Source organism: Methylomonas rapida (genome assembly GCF_024360925.2).
GTDB classification, from domain to species: Bacteria; Pseudomonadota; Gammaproteobacteria; order Methylococcales; family Methylomonadaceae; genus Methylomonas; species Methylomonas rapida.
In genome coordinates this window covers 24,544-43,609 of the sequence record NZ_CP113517.1, presented here as the reverse complement: position 1 = coordinate 43,609, position 19,066 = coordinate 24,544, and the positions used below count along the sequence as shown (strand labels likewise).

Annotated in this window: 14 protein-coding genes; 3 read left to right on the top strand and 11 right to left on the bottom strand. The window is 46.4% G+C overall.

From position 1 onward, the window contains the following. Nucleotides 1-28 precede the first annotated feature (28 nt). From NM686_RS00170 to NM686_RS00120, 11 genes are all read right to left on the bottom strand, one after another. A complete protein-coding gene (locus NM686_RS00170; protein ID WP_255189924.1) occupies nt 29-202 on the bottom strand; it encodes a hypothetical protein in 174 nt (57 codons plus the stop codon). Between the two features lie 247 nt (nt 203-449). After that, complete coding sequence (locus tag NM686_RS00165; protein WP_255189923.1) at nt 450-1,058, bottom strand: Uma2 family endonuclease; 609 nt, start codon at nt 1,056-1,058, stop codon at nt 450-452. Nucleotides 1,059-1,342: 284 nt separating this feature from the next. Next, entirely contained in the window at nt 1,343-2,710 is a 1,368-nt protein-coding gene (locus tag NM686_RS00160) for a cytochrome P450 (RefSeq protein ID WP_255189922.1), read from the bottom strand. A gap of 122 nt (nt 2,711-2,832) precedes the next feature. Continuing rightward, entirely contained in the window at nt 2,833-3,393 is a 561-nt protein-coding gene (locus NM686_RS00155; protein WP_255189921.1) for a hypothetical protein, read from the bottom strand. 168 nt (nt 3,394-3,561) lie between these two features. Then, nucleotides 3,562-3,774: a type II toxin-antitoxin system HicA family toxin gene (locus NM686_RS00150; protein ID WP_255189920.1), complete on the bottom strand. Its 213-nt coding sequence runs from the start codon at nt 3,772-3,774 to the stop codon at nt 3,562-3,564. Then, nucleotides 3,771-4,085, bottom strand: a complete 315-nt coding sequence (locus tag NM686_RS00145) for a type II toxin-antitoxin system HicB family antitoxin (RefSeq protein ID WP_269022109.1) — start codon at nt 4,083-4,085, stop codon at nt 3,771-3,773. The genes NM686_RS00150 and NM686_RS00145 overlap by 4 nt, the downstream gene beginning before the upstream one ends. 159 nt (nt 4,086-4,244) lie before the next feature. Beyond that, nucleotides 4,245-5,093: a hypothetical protein gene (locus NM686_RS00140; protein WP_269022107.1), complete on the bottom strand. Its 849-nt coding sequence runs from the start codon at nt 5,091-5,093 to the stop codon at nt 4,245-4,247. 4 nt (nt 5,094-5,097) lie between these two features. Next, on the bottom strand, nt 5,098-5,736 hold the full coding sequence (locus tag NM686_RS00135; RefSeq protein WP_255189917.1) for a helix-turn-helix domain-containing protein: 639 nt from the start codon (nt 5,734-5,736) through the stop codon (nt 5,098-5,100). An 18-nt stretch (nt 5,737-5,754) separates the two neighbouring features. Then, on the bottom strand, nt 5,755-6,558 hold the full coding sequence (locus NM686_RS00130) for a TIGR04255 family protein (protein WP_255189916.1): 804 nt from the start codon (nt 6,556-6,558) through the stop codon (nt 5,755-5,757). Nucleotides 6,559-6,782: 224 nt separating this feature from the next. Beyond that, nucleotides 6,783-12,254 carry a DUF4011 domain-containing anti-phage protein Hhe gene (hhe, locus tag NM686_RS00125; RefSeq protein WP_255189915.1) on the bottom strand — a complete coding sequence of 1,824 codons (5,472 nt, stop codon included), beginning with the start codon at nt 12,252-12,254 and terminating at the stop codon, nt 6,783-6,785. A gap of 17 nt (nt 12,255-12,271) precedes the next feature. Further along, entirely contained in the window at nt 12,272-13,186 is a 915-nt protein-coding gene (locus tag NM686_RS00120) for a WYL domain-containing protein (protein ID WP_064006616.1), read from the bottom strand. 185 nt (nt 13,187-13,371) lie between these two features. Here NM686_RS00120 and NM686_RS00115 point away from each other — a divergent pair, with 185 nt between their 5' ends. Genes NM686_RS00115 through NM686_RS00105 form a run of 3 tightly spaced genes read left to right on the top strand, consistent with a single transcriptional unit; the run spans nt 13,372 to nt 19,065 of the window. Continuing rightward, nucleotides 13,372-14,832: a DUF3375 domain-containing protein gene (locus NM686_RS00115; RefSeq protein WP_255189914.1), complete on the top strand. Its 1,461-nt coding sequence runs from the start codon at nt 13,372-13,374 to the stop codon at nt 14,830-14,832. Then, entirely contained in the window at nt 14,829-15,689 is an 861-nt protein-coding gene (locus NM686_RS00110) for a DUF4194 domain-containing protein (protein WP_064006614.1), read from the top strand. The genes NM686_RS00115 and NM686_RS00110 overlap by 4 nt, the downstream gene beginning before the upstream one ends. Further along, a complete protein-coding gene (locus NM686_RS00105) occupies nt 15,682-19,065 on the top strand; it encodes an ATP-binding protein (protein ID WP_255189913.1) in 3,384 nt (1,127 codons plus the stop codon). Before NM686_RS00110 ends, NM686_RS00105 begins: the two co-directional genes overlap by 8 nt. The last annotated feature ends 1 nt before the right edge of the window (nt 19,066 follow it).

The following is a 19,066-nucleotide window of genomic DNA, read 5'->3' as shown; positions in this document are numbered from 1 at the left end:
ATTACCAATGAATTCGCGTTTGCCAAGTTTAACATCTGTAACCCTCAAATTGGCTTGCATCCAAGCCATAATCCCGCAATTCCATGAAATCGCCTTTGGGCCAGAGGCTGACCACCGTCTCGACTTTGGTTTCGGCAAGATTCAGCAATTCGAAGTCATACTCCCGAATGATCATGGCCTGTAACAGCGGGCTTTCCAGCATCGCAAAATGATTGCCGCCATTTCAGGATTCCAGCCAAAATAACTTTACGAAAATGAAAGCTGTGTGGGGCGATTTTAATCGCCTTGGGCGGATGAATTCGCAGCTACCATCGAAAACACGGAACTTATTTGTCACCGAATCCTTAGACAAAATGGTACGCGGTGCGTACCCGATTGATTCACCCATCTTGGCGACAGTAGGTTGGGCCAAGCAACGCGCGGCCCAACCTACGAATTTGTTCATCGCGTTAATCATCATCGGCCGATTCAAATACCTCGTTTAAATCGATCAATAAATCGGGAAATAAATGTGATGATGCTTGATCGACAAACATGGCTTTTAATTGATAACGGCCATTTTCATCCAATATAAATTGATGCACCGTTTGTTCATGCGGAAAAACCAGCCAATACTCGGCCACACCACTTTCTTGATAAAGCTGATATTTGATTTTTACATCGTTCTGCCGGGTACCTTTGGATACGATTTCGATAATCCAGTCCGGCGCGCCGTTACAGCCCTGCTTATCCAACAATTCCAGATTGCAAATCACGCAGAGATCGGGCTGTACCACGGTTTGGATCTCCTGGCTGGCCAAGATGGATTTTTTGCGGTCATATAGCCGCACATCGAACGGTGCGGCATATACGCGACATTTTTTTTGATGAAAGTAATTGGACAATGCGCGGCTGATATTCATCGAAACACCTTGATGCTGGACATTCGGCGCTGGCGTCATCAAAGAGATTTTACCCTTGATGAGTTCCACCATATCGCTGAACTGCCACGTCAGATAATCGGCATAGCTGTAGGTTTGGTTCAAGTCCAATTGTGATAGCTGGGTAATAGGTGCCATGGTCTTTACCTCGAATATTCGCTTAAATTCCCAAAACGTCACAGAGCCAATTGATATTTGATTTCGGTTCCAGGGACGTAGGAAGTGCTGACGCAAGGAAGCGCATCCGCTCGCGATTCATGCGCTTCGCGTTGCTCAACAAATCCTACAAGTTTTCCGAAGTCACATAGTTACGCATTGCGTGGCTGACTTGCTGAAAATGTTTATCCTGTCAGCCATAATCGTAGGCACCCAGTCGTGACCAAGCATCGCTGCCATGGACACAACATTCGTTCCGATCGGCCTTATTGAAAACATTCACCGTCGGAGCGCCGTCCTATCCTGACCGGCAAACCGCCTTTGGGGCGGAGACTGACCACCATCTCGACTTCGGCTTCAACAGGATTCAGCAATTCAAAATCGTACTCCCGAATGATCATGGCCAATAGTAGCTGGCTTTCCAGCATCGCAAAATGATTGCCGATGCAGATGCGTTCGCCGGCCCCGAACGGCATGAAGGAAAATCGGCGGCTTTCGCTGCTCAAAAAACGACCGGGATCGAAGCGTTCCGGTTCGTGCCATAAATCGGGATGATGATGCACGTTGTAAATATTGAAAATAGCCAAGCTGCCGGCTTTGAGGCGATAGCCATCGACTTCGGTTTCCCGCTGAATTTTGCGCATCATCACGCCGACCGGTGGACGGAATCGCAAGGATTCGTTCAAAACCGCTTTGGTATAGCCAAGTTTTGCCAAATCGTCGAATTCCAAGGGCTTGCCGTTTATTGATTGATCGATTTCCCGGCGCAGCGTGCTTAACACCGTGGGGTGCTTTGCGAGCAAATAAATGGTCCAGGTCAGCAGATTGGACGTGGTTTCATGGCCGGCGCTGAAAATCGTGATCACTTCGTCGCGAATCTGTTTGTCTGGCATCGGTGCGTTGGTATCCGGGTCACGCGCTTGTAACAGCATGTCCAACAAATCGGCGTTGCCAGACGGTTTCTTGCGGCGTTCTTGAATGATGCCGTAGATGATGTCGTCCAAGAAGCCCATGGCACGCTTGAAATTGAGATTGGACGGCGTCGGAATCGCCAACGGTATGGCGATCGGACTCATCAAGGATTTGGCGGCAAATCTGAGCACCGTATCCAAGGCCGGCGCAATCTGTTCGACTTTGTCGAGCACGCTGGTCCCGAACATGGTTTGCGTGATGACTTCCAAGGTCAGACGCATCATTTCGTTGCACAAATCAATCTCGGCACCATCGCCGAGTTGGCGCCAACGTTTCAACATATCCTCGCCGGCCGCGGCAAACTGAGGCAATAAGCCGCTCAAATTTTTGCGCTGAAATACTGGCTGCATCAACCGGCGTTGCTTTTGCCACAATTCGCCTTTGCTGGTCACCAAGCCTTGCCCCAACACCAATTCCAACCCTCTGGGCTTTTGCGGATCGTACATTTTGACAAAGACATCCGCCTGTTTGATCAGGGCTTCTTCTATTAACTTCGGATGGCTGAACAAATAGAATTGCTGAGTGCCTATCTTGAATCCAACTAAGTCACCGTACTCGCGCCGCCAATCGCACAGCGCCCGAAACGAATCCGCCTTGAGCTGGCGAAAATTGCCCAACAGAAAATCGCCTTTGGCTTGAGGGATGGGTTTGGTTTGAGGCATGGAGATGGGATTAGGAGAATTGACGGAGAGTACCGCTATTTTTAGTTATTCCTAAACGTTGTTGTATGTTGGCTTAACGCTCTGCATAACCAGACTGAACCGCATCGCGGCGAAGGTCGGAGTTAATGCGGTTGTTCGGCACCATGCTTGAAGATGCGAACCTGTTTTATTTTATATACAAACTCCGGCTTATTGACGTATTGCATTGCCTTGTTCCACAGTGGGTTGGTACGGTCGTAAAGATTCTTTGCTAGAGCCTTTATCTCCGGTGGCGCATCGTCCCGAAAATAGTTCTTGTTGTTTCGATTTTTATCGTAGCTCACGCCTGTTATCATGAATCTCGTCGCCACCACATTCTTTGACTTCTGCTGCTCTATGTCTCTATGTGCGGTTTCCCACGTTACAGCTCGTGTCATCAAGTAATACCCGCGTTCATCAAATTTGCCGTTAATGGTGTATGCAGATTTCGATGGATAGTGGGGTTGTATTTTTCGCTTATACAAGCCGCCTTCTACGAATCGGAAATGTAAATCATCCGGGTCGGACATCTCATAGCGATCGTAATCGACAATATCTACCCAATGCCCTTTTGCTTTAATGAGATGTTTCTTTACAAAGAGAACTGCAAGGGCTTCTTCGGTACTGGCGTATTCAAGGTATTTTTTAAGTAGCTTATCGTCCATAGTTCAAAATGTTTTGGAATCCGCACATAGTGCCCAACAAAAATTAAATGGATCTGTATGTCATCTAAGATCGGATGATATACAGCGAGTAGCCCGGATGAAGCTTGCGGAATCCGAGGCAAGCATTAAATCATTCACACAATCATTTCCCATATACGCGGGCTATTCTCATAAGTCGTTTGGTTTTAACCCGGTGTGCTTAGCGATACGAGCAAGCATACGGGGGCCAATTTCTTCGCCATCGTGGAACGCGAACACGAAATCAGCCCAGCCATTGCGGGATAAAGTACGATGTGACCCAGATTGGCGCTTGATTTCCCAGCCGACAGCAATTAGTGCTGCAAGAACACGTTTAGCTTTTACCGACGGCCAATGATTCATGCAGCAACGAGTTCAATGTGGATGGGTATAGGATGGCTTTCCCCTGTTTCAATGCGCTCAGCAAGCACGCGAAGAGCCAATATTTCGGCTCTAGCCATTGCCTCGTTCGCTGTTACTCCGTAAGTAAGCACTCCTGGAATTTCGGGAACCTCTGCTAACCAGCGACCATCAGCCTCTTGTTCATATTCAATATGAAAGTTCATATCATCTCCTGATAAAGAAATAGCTGTCATTCTACGCCTGACAGCATACTCCTGTTGGGTGCCACAATTAGTGAAAAAAGAGTCATTGGTTTTAAAGCGATTTTTCATTAATTGTGTCACTTACGACAGCCACTTTTGACACAATTAATGAAAAATTCCGGATTTTGTGCCACTAATAATGAAAAATTTCGCGGCGGTGAAAACCAAAGAGTACCTACTCAGAACTTAATATGCCACAGTCTTCTAATATTAGGCATCCGGTGAAAATTAAGAAGGTGATTCTCCAACAGCAAAGAAATCTCCTACGGGAGTTTCACGGAGGCTAATGTATTCAAGCCTCCACTGGTCAACTTTACGGAGGTCCGCCAGAGTCAAATAAGTGTCAGCTACGGCATTACATTTTTCCAACGCAATCTCATTCGCGATTTCCGGAGTTCCATACGCTTGGTAAAATGAAGCTTCTAAGTCGATTGCTGCTTTTTCAGCGAAATCTCTAGCTACTTGACCACCTTCTGTAGCGTCATAAACTACTGAAATTGATAAAAAATAGGGCTCACCTTCAGATAACTCACTAACTCGATCATCACCCAAATCAAAGAACAGCCCTACCAAGTGAGTACTCGCCGGCTCTAGGATCTTTGCAATGTTATATTCAACAGATTTTTTACCGACTAGCTTCCTCAATCGATTCTCAAATGCATTCGGAAAAGCCGGCCTCCCATATCGAGCCGCTAACCATTGTTTCAACCCACGTTTTTCGTCGGGGTTCAGAATAAAGTCTCTGTCGTGGCATCCTAATTCGGAAAACTGTGCCCTTGGTAAATCAATACGATTAGAGTGGCGAAGTTCGACGCAAATTTCCTCGCCTGTCTGTTTCGAAAATCTGAGGTGAAGACAACGGGGATTTCGGGCTCGGGCAAACATAGGGTCGGCTTTTTGGATAACGGCTCCAACTATAACTTCAACCTTGGGCTCTGCATTATTTGGTAAATCACAATCATGTGAAATAACCACTATACGTTTGTCCGATGCCTGTGACTCAACCAAACCCAGTGCGTATGCATCCTCGTCGATCAATACGCAGCCTTGCCTCCATTCCGTATCGCGACCTATCACTTATTTATCCCTGGCTATCTTGCTCGGATGAACCAGGAATAGATAGATAAGATTGCCAATCACTAGTCAGCTTGGCTTTCGAATTTGCTAAGCCAGACCGCTGATAGGATACTTCCATTGCCTTAGCCTCTTTAATCAGGGCAGTAACTTGCATAGTGCAATCTTCCCCCGCTTTTAGTAGATCCATTAATGATCTTCCATTAAAAGTTTTCATCTTAAGTAGAGAACCCGCGCGCGAGATTTTTTCTGCATTGAAATCATCGGCGATTTGACTCAGCTTTACGATGCGATCTAGTTTTTCTGGCTCTGGGATGGAGTCTCCAGAAAGCCATTTATAAATAGCTTGTCGAGATATGTCGAACAAGTTAGCAAGGTCTGCGACGGAAGGATTAAGTACCGAACGAATATTATCGATGTGTTCCACTGCAGTTCGGACATCAGGCGTCGCCGGAAGGTCTGTAGACTCTGGTACCTTATCGACAACAAATGCCACACGAGGCTGAATGTGGTGACGCCATTCTTCCGTTCTATCCATCGAATAAGCGGTACCTGTACCAACCAGAAGAGTACTTATGACAAAAAAAGCGGTCTTGGTATGATTGGATGGTTGGAGTGGTTGTGTCCCTGTCTGTGTTGTATACATGGGTAGCTCCAAAAAATATTAAGCCCAAACAACTTTTCTGGCGTGATCAGTAGTCGTGGCTTCGAAAGCGAGTTTTATAATTTTATGTAAGCTCACAAATTGAGCGTGAATTTGCTCAAAATCTAGCGGCATTCTGCCTTCGACAAAATGGTCTGTATCTATTATTGCGTGTGATACCACTCTTTTGCTTTCAAAACGTGTCATAGGTACTAAGCCGTTCGGAATCAAATCAGGTGGGTAGCCTAACTGAGACGTCGCACGATGAACTCTGGCTACCAAAGTGCCTTGAGACAGCAGTGGCCCGCTCTCTGTTTCAAAAACAGATTCACTTAGCGCATATCGCTGGGTCGCCCCGAACTCCACACCGCGAAGTCCGCTCGCTAAATATAGTTCCACTGTCTCACCTTCCGTAGGTATTACTGCATCAAGATAACGTACTCCCAACCTGCTCAAGTGATCAAGACCAACCACCTTATGAACAGCTTTTAAACCATGTAATAATTCGGGAAGAAACTCTTCGCTCGTTTCGTAATGGGTAGTGTGATATGTCAAAGATGATGGCCCAAGAATGAATCCAGAGCTTCTATCGGCTTTAGTGATTAACCAAGTATTTATCTGCGTTAATTTTGGCTCTGCTGGAGCTTCTCCTGCTGCAGCAATAAACTGAAGTTGCCTGATTTCTTGAGGCTCATAAAGCGTGTAGCCTTCACGACGAAGAATATCCTGCAATTCGTCGACATACTTTGCCATGGCGGCCACAGGATTGAATTGCACTTGAGCTAATGCATAATAGACAGGCGCATTGGACATCTTCTCGCTCATGGCATCTCTCCTAAATTATAGTAATAGTTGTACACGGACGAACCAAGTTTACACTTTAGTTGTCAGTTTACAACTTGGTTGACAACTAGCACAAGGAGAAGTTCTCGTTTCAGCACTCAAAATAATACGAACTTATTGATGAATAACCTCTAAGCCCTCCAAAAAATAGCTCGGACGGACTTGTTGACCCGCCTTTCTCATTGCCAGGTATTCTTTTTGATCAATCACGATTTTTCCAAAGACATATTTATGATGTCGAAAATCTGTTCCAGATATTTGCCCTCGGCTGGTTCTGTGGCCTTTCGGATATAAGAAGGGACCGCCTCGAGAAACTCCACCTTGCTAGTCGGTGTATATTCCAACAGTGCTTCGAGCATCGCTGGGCGCAACAGACGTTTATTTTCAGGAATTTCCGGAAATTCTTTTCGAATCACCTCGCGATCAAACCGAATCAATTTGTCTTTGAGACTCATCTCCTCAAAAGCAATTTGATCAACCTGGGCTTCTTTGGCATCGACCTCATCGATAATCTGTGCAATCTCGTCAACCTCAGACTCAAACTCCGATGCACTCTGCAGAACAGGCGACTTCAATTCATGCAGCTGGCGAATAATAGGCGATAACTCACCTTGCGGGTTTTTGAACCAATCAGTTGACCAAATTCTCCGAATTCTCCACCCTAGGCGTTCCAAGATCGTTTGGCGTAAACGATCTCTGTCACGTGCCGACTTAGCAGAGTGATAAGTAGCCCCATCACACTCAATGCCCATCAGGTAACGACCTGGATTTCCTGGATCGATTACCGCTACATCAATGAAAAATCCCGCAACCCCTACCTGAGGAACACATTCAAAGCCTTCTTCACTGAGCGCAGTCATCACGGCAATCTCAAAATCGCTATCGGGCTCTCTTCCTGTATCTCTCTCAGTTTTATGAAGAATGCCAGTTTCGCAGTAGCTTAGGAAGTCACGTAAGGCCTTGACTCCGCGTTTACTGTTTGCTCCAACCACGATATCGTCTGAGCCCATCGAACTGAAGATATGCATCCTTTTCTTCGAGCGGGTAAACAGTACATTCAAGCGTCGCCAACCTACGTCAGAGTTTATTGGACCAAATCGCTGATACACATTGCCGCCCGGTTCCTGTGGACCATAGGTCATCGAAATGAAAATTACGTCACGTTCATCACCCTGAACATTTTCTAAATTCTTAATAAACAGCGATTCGCGCCGAGTTGCATCCTTCTCCAAACATGCAAGGAATCCAGGATCGTCTTTCGCCAATGTCTCAATTGCACGCTCTATCTGCAGACGCTGTTCGGCGCTCATAGCAACGACGCCCAGGGTTTCTTCTGGGCGATGTCTGAAATGCTCCCTTACCGCCTCGGAAATGACCTTTGCTTCTTCCATGTTTCGCCGATTCACGAAACAACCACGTGGTACACGGAAATATTGAATTCCGTAGTTTTCAGTCTGCTTATGCGGCGAGGGGAAGAGAATCAGATTGCTCTCGTAGAACGAGTGATTAGAGAACGCAATCAAGCTTTCATGCTGTGAGCGATAATGCCAGCGTAATCGACGCGCGGGAAACATCGGCAACGTTGCGTCGAGAATGCTTTCCGACTCTTCAATACCGGTTGGGTCATCCTCGTCGTCTTCGATTATGCGATCAAAGAAGCTGGTCGGAGGAAGCTGTTTTGGATCGCCAACTACCACCAGCTGTCCTCCTCTCGCAACGGCTCCAAGTGCATCCTGCGGCTTAATCTGGGAAGCTTCATCCATAACCACAAGATCGAAAGCTATTTTCCCCGGCGCAAGGTATTGAGCAACAGACATCGGCCCCATCATGAAGCATGGCTTCAACGCCACCAATGCTCCACCCGCCCTTTGCAGCAACTGCCTGATTGGTAAATGCCTTGTTTGCTTACCGCATTCATGTTCAAGAAGAACCCTCTCCGTACGTTCGCTTACACGAGCTGCCATATTTCCTGAGGGGATTTGGGCCTGATCGATCTTCCATGCGATCTGCTCAGCTTGAAGCTGCTTTAGCTTGTTATCGTACTCTCTGAACTTTTCCTGTAAGGCCTCCTGAGAATGACCAGAGAATCGGCCAAGATCAGATTCTTCGCGAAGTATCTCTCGCGCTAACATATCGAATACGCCGGCTTGATAAGCATCTTCAAATTTTTCGATGTCGAACTCGAAGCTCTCTACTGCAACTGCGAGCTTACCAAGCCCTAATTTTTCAAGCTGATCTCGAACCCTTACATAATCAAGCCAATTTTGCAGCATCTCGCTGTTATCCAGTGCCAACTGATTTCGTTCGACTAAATCATCTAAATGATCACCGGAATATAAAAGCCAATCTTCACGATCCAGCTGAACCAAGGTACCAAAGTCCTCAAAAGACGCTTGCTCTGAGAGGAGAATGGCACGCAATTGTTCTGCCTGTGAAGCCAAGAACGAGAAAGTCGCGTCATTAGGATTACTATAGATGTGGCTAACTAGCGCTTGATTTCGTAGCTGTCCGTCTATTCGTTGTGCGAGTTGGAGCGTATTGCGCAACATGTAGATGCCAATGGTATTGTCAGCACCAATTCCTACCTTTAGGCCAAGCCTCTCTCGGAATAGTTTTTTGTCAAAATCCGCTTTTTGCCACGCTTCAACACGCCGTTTTAACAATCCAATCTGATCTATGAGATCTGTTAGGCCTGAGATTGAGAGTGAATCATCTCCAGCCAAGAGCCTACAGTCCTGGATTGCTTTATTTCCTGCAACCAATAACCACGAAATCGCACCCTCATCACCGGTTAGCAACGTTTGCTCGTTCTGCAACATTGCGACGGGGGAAAACACCTTTTTCAATCTGCCCAATTCATCGAGCAAATCGTTCAGTTGATTTTTGAGGCCGCGCTCAGTTAACGAACGCACCGCTTTAGCAATGTTTGGCGATAACTCCAAGATAGCATTACCTAGCGACACTTTCTGCCCAAAACCGATACCATACTGTTGGCGAACGCGTTTATACCAAGCTCTTAGTTCCTCCAACGCATCAAGGTCTGTATCCAGCCCTTGTAAGTGCTCGCCAAGCGCCTCGTTGTAGCGCGTATTGGAATCAAGCTTTCGACGTTTTCCAGCCAAAGCCTCCAAGTCACTAAGTAATGGCACCATGCGGGTATACTTTACTTGGGCATTTGCCGCGTAACTCAGCAACTGTTTCCGTGCAGCACGCCAGCCACTTCTGAACCAACGAAACACTCCACCCGAAGCAAGCACATTCGCTAATCGGCGGATTTCATTTTCGTCCGGAATCCGTTCCAAATAAAACACACCATAAACAGCGTTATAAATCTCCCGTAACTCTTCAAGCTCGGTCCTTAACTGCGGCAGTAATTCATCCAGCTCTTCGTTATCAAAAAGCTCATCACGGTGCTTCCAATATGAGGGATTGAGGCTGACGATCAGTTCAATAACCATTTTGAACTCAATCAAGCCGGACTCGCTGACTGCAAAGTGCCTGGAGCCAGCATCTCCCAAGGCAGATACCACACCTTTAAATGGCTCATCAAGCTGATCCAACTGATGCTTGATTCCGCTCAAACTTCTAATCGCCTCAGCCAAACCACCGAGTGTGACATCGTCCCCAACCAGTTTTTTCAACTGCTCACTACCGGAACTCAGCTGATCCGCGATTGATAGATCCTGCAGTATTTCTGACCCCGTTTTCTTAGCTATTAAAGTGTACTGCTCTTGAATATCCTCAAACAACTTTAGATAGCGTTGTGTCTTCTCCAAAACATCACCCCGAAGAACGGGGATTGCCTCTAAAATTTCATCACCGTTCAATTTTGGGATACTTTCCAATTCTTCGAGAAAAGTTTGCGCTTCAGTCAGCGTTTCAGACACGGTAGACTCATCACAACCAAGGGTATCGGCAAAAGTCTCTCGTTGCGAACGCAATTGATGCAGTGACTCCTGCCATGCCGCCAGAGATTTCTTCACTCTGTCCAAGTCGAAAATTTGCAAGTCGCCATTACGCACTCCATACCATGCGTGATCCTGAAGCGCAGCATCGCCATCCAACTGACTTGCTACAGCTTGGTAGACTTTGCGATAAAGCTCGACCTGATCCTCATTACGGCGTTGCGCAGCTGAATCATAGTTATTGCCGTCATAACCATCAGGATGAAGCGATTCGGGGTTGATTCCAATCAAATTGCGATATCGCGTTGCCGCCATGAAAACTTCATGCCGCGTTTTACCCGTCTTCTTCCAGGGCCGGTTGATTTTTTCCGCGTGGTTTTTAAGCGTCGTCTTAATTTCTTCGTAGCGCGCTATATCAACCTCAATGTCCTTAGGCTTTCGATAGCACCCATGTTTTTTTAAGCGCTCATTAACTTCATCGAGTACTTTGAGCTTTTGCGACTTATGGCTGTGAAGTTCTAGGCAGAACTCACCTAACCCAGCCTTATCCAGCCGACTACGCACCACTTCAAGCGCAGCAAGTTTTTCCGCAACGAACAGCACTTTTTTTCTTTGCGCCATGGCTGCGGCAATCAGATTGGTAATTGTCTGCGATTTACCCGTTCCAGGTGGTCCCTCAATGACCAAGTTCTTACCATCGACAGCATCAATAAGAGCACTATGCTGGGAACTGTCAGCATCATCGATCAAAGGATAGTTGGCGTGCACCGTATCCATATCATCGATGATGTATTCTTCGCCAAAGCCAAGATCACCTGCAGACTGGTCTGGAACATTCGTTTCCTCTCCAAAACCTGATAGAAAACGCGAAACCACTGGGTGATCGACAATATTGGCGTCTTTTGGCCAGCGCGCTGGATCTAGATCGAGATACATCAGCAACTTGCTGAAATTGAGCAATGCCAAAGTGATTTGACGACGTACCTGCCAGCGCGGTTGTTTATCCTTAATAACCGCACGGACCTCGCTGAAGTAATCCTCCGGTACTGTATTTTCATCCAACTCCGGCAGAGCCATAGCGAAATCAGCTCGTAGTTTTTCACGTAGAGAAAGATTGGGAATTATGTCTTCACCGGAATAACTTAGCGTGTACTCGTAAGCACGAGTAACCGGATTCAATCGACCTTTATGGAGCCTCACAGGAACCAAAAAAAGCGGAGCGGCACGCACACTTTCCGAATTATTAGCTTCGTACCACTCCAAAAAGCCGAAGGCCAGATAGAGGATATTCGCCCCCATTTCTTGAATCGCAGACTCCGCTGCTTGTAAAAGATTCTTTAATGTCGCCTCCATCTCGAAGGGGTACAACAGTGTCTGAATTCCAGTATCCGAATGTTTGCTAGAGTCATCATCTGCAGAAACCTCTGGCACCTCGAAACTCGTTGCAAAACCCAAATGTTTGGCCCATTCCTCTGCGGTAGGGTCATTTCGCAACTTCACCAACTGTTGAGTTTCTTCATCGAACTTGAGATAACCTGACCTAATGAGCTCTTCTTCGGTAGGCTCGGGAATTGCCTCGAAGCGCATTTCAGTCTCTGCCAGCAGCGCTTCTACCAGCTGATTTGGCAATTCATCAATGATACGCAGGCTAGCACTCTTAGTATGGCGGAAATTAATCAGACGATTACGCGCAGTTAAATCCAGCAACCGCATACGGAGATTTTCTAACGCCTTTTGAGCTAGCAATTGCTTTGAATTATTTCCCTGTTTCATCACCAACTCTAAAATATTTACAAACTGATTACTTCATGTCCAGGTGCAAGGACTGCACTGGAAACCCCATAAAGCGCTAAATGATTTCTCAGCCAGAGTCTGTACTCCTTACCTTTCAAGCTATGCTCGGGTGAACAATCAACTATCAACTGGCGTAGAACGTATCCGGCAACTGCCGCTCTTAACTTAAGGTGTAAAACACCGGCGGTCATCCCATAATCCCTTTCAATAATTTCAGGATGATCTTGATTGGGGTGTGGTATTAAATCGAGTTCGACTATTCGATTCCATTGAATATCAGCAGATGGTAGCTCATGCTTCAACAACACACTCTCTGCCAATGCTGACACTTCCTCCATTCTTGTCAGTACAAAATCACGAAATTCATTCGTTTTCCGATCATAAGCTCGAACGTGCCAACGAAGGCCATCATTCACTAAAGCAAATGGCGCTACTTCACGTTGCGTTAATCCACTGCTATGAGATTGGTAGTTTAGGCTAACAATTTTTTGTTGGTGGATAGCGCGACTGATCGGGGCAAGAACATCTATTGTCGGCCGACTAAGAATAATCGGAAGTTCGCACGGCACAAGGCAATCAGAAGTGTAAACACCACCATAGCCAAATCCATGCGCTAAGACTGCTAACACTTGATCTGGAAAATGTTTAAAAGCAGGGGAGAAGGCGTGTCCTAATTCATATGACTTTGTCTTACCGTTAAAACTAATGTTGTTTGGGAATGCTTCCCGATACTGAGCAAAATCCCTTGTCGCGACTGCCGGGGCAACACCAAACCTTTGTATTAGCTCCTGTCGCCCTAGTCCGCCAAGAAAAAATAGCCGAAATTCAATAAAAGTCAGACGTTCCCGCTGCGCTTGATTCAAATTCTCGATTGCTTGCGAGGGTGGGGCAGATAAAAGTTCGATGCTCATAGGAATATTCTAAAACAGAAACACAGAAAAGCAATTTATTTGAGCTATTGACATGATCAAATTGATTATTTATTGTACCCATTATGAATAATATGAATTTTAGTTGCGCCGAAGAGAAGTCAACAGACAATGATTGTGAATTCCTTCCTTGCATTGTAGTTCTGAAGTCTTAATAGGAGCGGAGTTTGAATTTTCAGGGATTACAAGCTAAGTATCGCCGGCTGTTTCAGGAAAGCACCGCTTGGAAATTGCTGCGGGCCGATAATGCGCCGATTATCTTGGCATTCATTGCGGATTTATTTTCCGATGAGAGTGAAGTTCCTTTCGGTCGCGCACGTGTGGCGTTAGATGCCGAGTTGGAAAGATGCAGAGAACTGGGTATTTGGGAAACAGAAACTACAGGCGCAGCTTATTTGAATCAATGGATTCGAAGCGGCTGGTTGCGAGAGATGGACGACAAACTCACCAAAACAGATGCCAGCGAAGTTGCATTGAGATTTTGCCAGGGACTGGATCAGCGAAGTACGGGTACAACGGCATCACATCTTCGAATCGTACAAGAAGCCGTGCGTGATTTTGCGGTGGCTGTCAGCCCCAATGCCGACGAACGGATTGCACTGCTCGAACAGAGAAAATCCGAGTTACAGCGCGAAATCGATGCGTTGAATGCCGGCGTAGTTACCCAGTTATCCGAGGTACAGCAGCGGGAACGAATAAGGGAAATATATCAATTGGCTTCTGTGTTGACCGGAGATTTTCGACGAGTAGAGGATGAAATTCGCGAACTTGACCAGGCTGTTCGGGTACAGATGATCGAGGGAGGTTCGAAACGTGGCGATCTCCTGTTATCCGTCATGGAAAAGGAAATGTTGCTGGCCGAAACCGATGCGGGAAGCGCATTCGAGGGTTTTTTCCAACTTTTGTGCGATCAAAACAGATCCACCGAATTTAAGGACCAGCTGCGCAGTATCTTGAACCGACCGGTCTCAGCACAGCTAACGCAGCAGCAACATCAGTTTCTGAGCCGATTGATGCGGGAATTATCCCATGAAAGCGAACGCGTTTTTCATATCAGACGCAGGACAGAAGAGAGCTTAAGGGCCTATATCGAAAGCGGAGCTGCTCTGGAAAATAGAGCGGTTGATAAGTTGCTACATCAATTGGAACGCCTGGCGATTGACTTGAAAGAAGCCGGAACGGAGCCCAAAACTTCAACTTCGTTATCGTTACCCGTTGGCCCAATTCAAATGTCTTCTCCCGACAATATGCGCCTGAGAATGCCTGACGAAAAATTGAATACGTCCGGCGTAGAAGAGCAAACCAATTCCAGAATCCCGAACGCACTCATGCTGGATTGTTTAGACACTGTAAAAGTTAAGGAAATTGCCATGCTAACTCGAGACACGCTGCTTAAACATGGCCCGATGACAATTGCCTCTATCGCAGCGAGGCACCCGTTGACGTCAGGTCTGGAAGAATTAGTCGCCTACCTGCGTGTGGCCAGATCAGTGGGCGCCACAACGTTGAATGACAAAGAAAAAGTAGCGTTTTTAGACAAACAGGGTGTCCGTCTTGAAGCTACCATTCCAAAGTTCCTGCTAACAGCAGACCTATTTCCCGACAGCATAGAGGAGATGGCACTATGAGCCACGATGATTTGGAACACAGTGCCCTCCAATCGGGAATAAGCGATTTATTTGATCGATTCCGGCAGCGTCAAGACGATCATCCGTCATCATTGCAAAACTCAAATGGAGATATCCAGGCGCTCAAATCAGTGTCAGCGTATGAAGAATCTTTCTCTGCAACACCCATTGAGGACCAAGACGATTCGCCAACTGAAGAAACACTCGATGATACCGTAACGTTGAATAACGGCAGCATGCCGCCCGAAGCAAGACGAGCACTCGTAAGCTTATTCAGGCAGGGCGTGATTTTAGCCAGCCAAAAATCAAACCTATTTGATTCAATTTGCCGTTATCAAGACGCTATTCGAAACCACTTAGCAGATGTCTACCTAAAACTGATACTCGATCAGCGGGCCGGCGTCGCATTCATTGCCGGGCTGGATGAAAGCGACGGAGAAAATGAAGAAACGGTTTCCTTAATTACCCGCAGAACACTTTCGCTTTATGACACCTTTCTACTTCTGGTACTGCGTAAGCATTATCAGGAACGGGAAACGACAGGCGAACAAAAAATCATTATCGACGTAGAGAAAATCGAAGCCAATTTGTCACCCTTTCTATCGTTGACCAACAGCAGCAAATCGGATCGCAGACAACTTGATGCCGCATTAAAAAAGATGACGGAACGACATATTCTAAGTTCGGTACGTGGCAACGATGATCGTTTCGAGATTACCCCGATTATTCGTTATGTCGTTAATGCGGAATTTTTAGAAAGCATGCTCTTGGAATATCAACAGTTAGCGCGTGAAGCCGGGTTAAATACCGATTTGCAGGAAAAAAATGAAATTGATCAGGGAGAGGAAGATGCATAACATTGACGTTGGAAACATTCATTCGCTGTTCAGCATAGGCCAAATCCGTTTAGCAGAGCTTTCCGTCTATAACTGGGGTTCGTTTCATGGCTTACATTCCGCAGTAATCGATCCTCATGGAACCTTGGTCACCGGCGATAACGGTGCCGGCAAATCGACTTTTATTGACGGTCTGATGGCTTTGCTTTTACCGGCAGGCCGAGCAACGTTCAACGTGGCCGCCGCGCAAGGAGATCGCACTGATCGAACGCTGCTTTCCTACATGCGCGGCAGTTTCGGTTCCGTGCATGACGGAGCTGGCACACGAGTCAAAAGTAAACGGGACAAAGCTGTCGTTACTGGATTAAGGGCACTTTATCGTGGTGACGATGGCTCTTCCATAACATTAACCGCCATCTTCTGGACAACTCAAGCGAACAACGCGCTATCCGATGTGAAACGGATTTATTGTGTTGCAAAAAGAAACCTATCTCTTAAAGAAATTCTCGATGCTTTTGGCGAAGGCAATGCTCGTTCGTTGAAACAATGGCTGCGGAACGATCCAGCCATCACTTGTTGTGACGATAGCTTTTTCGATTATCAGGAACTGTATCGAAAGCTTTTATACATGGATAACAAGAATGCCCCTGCCTTGCTGTCGAGAGCATTAGGTCTGAAAAAGATCGATGATTTAACCGGTCTGATCAGGGAATTGGTGTTGGAACCCAGCACAGTTAAAGATGACGCCCGGAAAGTGGTTGATGAGTTTGCCGATCTGGTTGCAATTCACAATGAATTGATCGACGCTAGACAACAAATGGATCATTTATCCAGATTGCCCGACTTGGATGAAACGCTAAAACAAACCGAAACAGAGCTTGAGCGATTAAAAGGCCAACGCGATGGGCTTTCCACTTACTTTGGAGAAATAGGTTTTGCTCTGTGGCACGATAAAATCGAAAATTATAAAAATACGTTACAAAATTTATCCTTATTGATAAATCAGCTTTCTACACAGGAAGCTGATGCCGATAAACTGGCGGAACAACGACACGAAGACTATATAAAACTCGGTGGTGGCCGTATAGAGTCGTTAAAACAGGAATTGGCCAACGCTGAACAGCGATTGACTCAAGTAATCCTTCATTCCTCTCGGTATCAGAGTGACACTCGTGCTTTGGGATTGAATGATCAATTGCAAGAACAACAATTTTTGCATAATCAATCACAAACTGAAGCCAGCCTTGAGAGAATTGCGGCAGAAAATAAAGAAGCACTGCTCACCTTTGCAGAGCGGCGTGGAACCGTTAGCCAGCTAACAGCGCAAGAACGAACCATTCGCACAGAGATTGAAGAAATCGAAGCGCGTCCAGATTCCAATATCGATATCAAGTTTCAACAACTGCGCGACGAACTAGTGGAGTCTTTGGGTCTAGTGCGTGAACAATGCGTATTTATTGGCGAGTTGATTGATGTCGATGAATCCCAACGTTCGTGGCAAGGTGCCATTGAGCGTGCTTTGGGAGGGTTGCGCACGACATTAGCTGTTCCAGCTGATCGCTTCTCAATGGTAACCCGTTGGTTGAATGCCCGCCATACTGGATTACATGTTCGTGTTCAGATAGTCCGAGATGAAAGCTCCCTTCAAGTAGCGGAATTCAAAACCAATGGTTTTTTGCGCAAATTGGTCTGGCGTGATCATCCATATCGGGCTTGGCTAAAACGATATTTAGCACGCTTTGACCTGCATTGTGTTTCATCTACCGAAGAATTGGATATCACCCCATTTTCCATGACTCAACAAGGCTTGATGCACATGGATAAGGGACGCTTTGAGAAAAAGGATCAACACCGAATTGACGACCGCCGCAACTGGTATCTGGGTTTTTCCAATAAATCCAGATTGGCAATATTACGAAACGACCTGAGCAATCTAGCTACAAAATTAAACGATGCTATTCAAGCTGATAAAAGCGCCGAGGAAACGCTGGGAACTATTAACGAAAGAAAATCGCTTTGGGAAAAGTTGCGCAATTATCAGTGGGATGAGATTAATGCGCCTTATTGGGAGTCGAAAGTATCTCTAGTAAAAAGCGATTTACAAGCGCTAGAGGAAGCTGGAAGCGATCTTGAAAAAGCTAGGCAACGTTGGGATAGTGCCAAACAAGAACTCGCAAATATAAGAGAAAACAAAGAACAACAAAAAATTTCCGAAGGTGAACTGAATGGAAAACTAACCGATGCAACAGAACAGCAACAAGTAGCTAAGGCCGCAGCATGTATCGGTTTGGATAATACCTTGCGCGATTTGCTCAAACAAAGGGTTGGAGCCATCCAGATAAGTGATCTTGAACGGATACCCTCTATTGAATACCAGATCAGACAGACAATAGAAAGCGAATTAGAAAAATTGCGTGACCGGAAAGGGAACACTGAAAATTCCGTGATCCGAATTATGTCCTCATTTCGCTCTCACGACAAATGGCGTGTCATTGCCGAAGACTGGGGATGTGACGCCGCCAGTCTTGAAGAGTATCTAGCTCATTTAAATCGGCTCGAACAAGAGGGTTTGCCACATTTGGTTGAGCAATTCAAAGAGAGGTTGAATAAACACGCAACACAGTCGCTGGCACGTATCCACCAGCGCCTCGAATCGGAACGGGAAGATATCGTCGATCGTATTGATACGATTAACCGAGTACTCTCTCGAACCGAGTTTCGGCCCGGCTCGCATTTGAAGCTAGGGAGCAAAGTCGAACAATATCCGCATGTTCAGGACTTCAACAGGCACGTAAGAACCGTTTTGAGCCAGGCAACCAGTGACGATCACGAAGCCCGATTCGAACGCTTGCAATCGGTCGTCCAGATACTGGAAAAGGCTAGCAGCCCCGTGACATCTAACACTTTAGAAAGTTTAAGGCTACTCGATCCCCGCTATCAAATGTCGTTTTATGCGGAAGAACTGGATGCCGAAACCCATGAAGTGCGAGACGTGTTGGAATCGTCCAGCGGCAAATCCGGCGGCGAGAAAGAATCATTTGCCGGTACCATCGTTGCCGCCAGTTTGGCCTATGTATTGACACCGGACGGCTACGACAAACCTGTTTACTGTACTGTTTTTTTAGACGAGGCATTTTCCAATACAGCAGAGGCGGTCAGCCGCAGAGTGTTGCGGGTGTTCAAAGAGCTACACATTCACGTCAACCTGATCACCCCATACAAAAATCTCAATTTAGCCAGGGAGTCGGCTCGTTCTCTGCTCATAGCTGAGCGAGATCAAGAGAACCATGAAAGCCACCTCTGTGAAGTTACTTGGAAAGAAATTGACGAACGTCTTGAACAACAGCGTCAACAACAGTTCATGATGGAGGCCATATCATTTGGCGTGGAGTTATAAA

Excerpts from the sequence above, each read along its gene's own strand:
- NM686_RS00170 (WP_255189924.1), bottom strand. The coding sequence starts at position 202 with ATGCTGGAAAGCCCGCTGTTACAGGCCATGATCATTCGGGAGTATGAC.
- NM686_RS00165 (WP_255189923.1), bottom strand. The coding sequence starts at position 1,058 with ATGGCACCTATTACCCAGCTATCACAATTGGACTTGAACCAAACCTAC.
- NM686_RS00160 (WP_255189922.1), bottom strand. The coding sequence starts at position 2,710 with ATGCCTCAAACCAAACCCATCCCTCAAGCCAAAGGCGATTTTCTGTTG.
- NM686_RS00155 (WP_255189921.1), bottom strand. The coding sequence starts at position 3,393 with ATGGACGATAAGCTACTTAAAAAATACCTTGAATACGCCAGTACCGAA.
- NM686_RS00150 (WP_255189920.1), bottom strand. The coding sequence starts at position 3,774 with ATGAATCATTGGCCGTCGGTAAAAGCTAAACGTGTTCTTGCAGCACTA.
- NM686_RS00145 (WP_269022109.1), bottom strand. The coding sequence starts at position 4,085 with ATGAAAAATCGCTTTAAAACCAATGACTCTTTTTTCACTAATTGTGGC.
- NM686_RS00135 (WP_255189917.1), bottom strand. The coding sequence starts at position 5,736 with ATGTATACAACACAGACAGGGACACAACCACTCCAACCATCCAATCAT.
- NM686_RS00130 (WP_255189916.1), bottom strand. The coding sequence starts at position 6,558 with ATGAGCGAGAAGATGTCCAATGCGCCTGTCTATTATGCATTAGCTCAA.
- hhe (WP_255189915.1), bottom strand. The coding sequence starts at position 12,254 with ATGAAACAGGGAAATAATTCAAAGCAATTGCTAGCTCAAAAGGCGTTA.
- NM686_RS00120 (WP_064006616.1), bottom strand. The coding sequence starts at position 13,186 with ATGAGCATCGAACTTTTATCTGCCCCACCCTCGCAAGCAATCGAGAAT.
- NM686_RS00110 (WP_064006614.1), top strand. The coding sequence starts at position 14,829 with ATGAGCCACGATGATTTGGAACACAGTGCCCTCCAATCGGGAATAAGC.
- NM686_RS00105 (WP_255189913.1), top strand. The coding sequence starts at position 15,682 with ATGCATAACATTGACGTTGGAAACATTCATTCGCTGTTCAGCATAGGC.